The sequence below is a fragment of the Brevundimonas sp. genome (assembly GCF_032107865.1).
Lineage (GTDB): Bacteria > Pseudomonadota > Alphaproteobacteria > Caulobacterales > Caulobacteraceae > Brevundimonas.
Genome location: NZ_DAMCNG010000401.1, coordinates 1 through 1,126, shown reverse-complemented (window position 1 = coordinate 1,126; position 1,126 = coordinate 1). Strand labels below are relative to the sequence as shown.

The 1,126-nt window shown below is 67.0% G+C and carries 2 protein-coding genes; both read right to left on the bottom strand.

Annotated elements, in window-relative coordinates:
* Positions 1–253 precede the first annotated feature (253 nt).
* Entirely contained in the window at positions 254–586 is a 333-nt protein-coding gene (gene trxA, locus RT567_RS17125; RefSeq protein ID WP_003168818.1) for a thioredoxin, read from the bottom strand.
* Positions 587–712: 126 nt separating this feature from the next.
* Positions 713–1,126 (bottom strand): PD-(D/E)XK nuclease family protein (locus tag RT567_RS17120; RefSeq protein WP_313577375.1); only part of this gene is annotated, 414 nt, incomplete at its 5' end.

Here is a 1,126-nt window from a genome sequence, read left to right as displayed (position 1 = left end):
CGTCGCCCAGGGACGCGGCTTCGGCGCCATGGCGGCGGGATCGGTGGACGCCGCGCTCGACCGCGCCTTGGTCCTGGGCGCCGGGCGGGTGGTCATCTGCGGCTCGCTGTATCTGGCGGGCGAGGTGCTGGGCGCCAGCCGCGAGACCTGGCCTCAATAAGCCCCCTTCCCCCTCGAGGGGGCATTGTGTCAGCCATGAAAAAAGGCGGCGGATCTTCCGATGCCGCCGCCCGATCTCATCGTCTGAGACGTCTTAGTCCGCCTTCACGCCGGCTTCGGCCAGCCATTCGACAATCTTGCCCTTGGGCATGGCGCCGACCTTCATCGAGGTCATCTGGCCGTCCTTGAACAGCATCAGGGTCGGGATGCCCTTCACGCCCATCTTGGACGGGACCATGGGGCTGTCGTCGATGTTAACCTTGGCGACCGTGACCTTGCCGGCCAGTTCGTCGGCGATCTGCTCCAGCGCCGGGCCGATCTGTTTGCAGGGACCGCACCACTCGGCCCAGAAGTCCACCAGGACGGGGGTCGAGGACTTCAGGACGTCGGCGTCGAAGCTGTCGTCGGTGACTTTCACAGTCGCCATGAATGATCTCCTTAAGAGCGCTATCGCTCGCCGCGCGGCGGCTCGCTGCTTGAGCGCATTTAATAATTGCGCGCTGACGGTAGCGTCAGCGTTCAGGCACAGATGTGGGTGCGAATCCCGGACAAATCAACGCGCATTTTCGAGAGCGGCGTCCATCAGGCTTTGCGGGACCGCCATCAGCTTCGGCCCGTCGGTCCAGACCAGGGCCGCCTCGACCGCGCGGTCTGGATAGAGGCGGCGCAGGACGGCGGCGTAGATCGCCATCTGCAGCACATAGGCCGGATCGGCGCCCTCGACGTGATCGGGAGCGGGACGGTTGGACTTGAAGTCGACCACCAGAACCCGCTCGGGCGTGACCACCAGCCGGTCGATTCGGCCCGAGATCGACACGCCGCCGGGCAGGTCGGGCGCGGTCCCGGTCAGGGCGACCTCGGCGCGGCTGCCGGGGCCGAAAACGGGGGCGAAGCGGGCGTCGTCCAGCACCCCGAAAGCGGCGGCGATCATCTCGGCGCGCTGATCCTCGGTCAGGTCGCGTTCGCG

Coding starts and splice junctions, on each gene's coding strand:
- trxA (WP_003168818.1), bottom strand. CDS start 586: ATGGCGACTGTGAAAGTCACCGACGACAGCTTCGACGCCGACGTCCTG.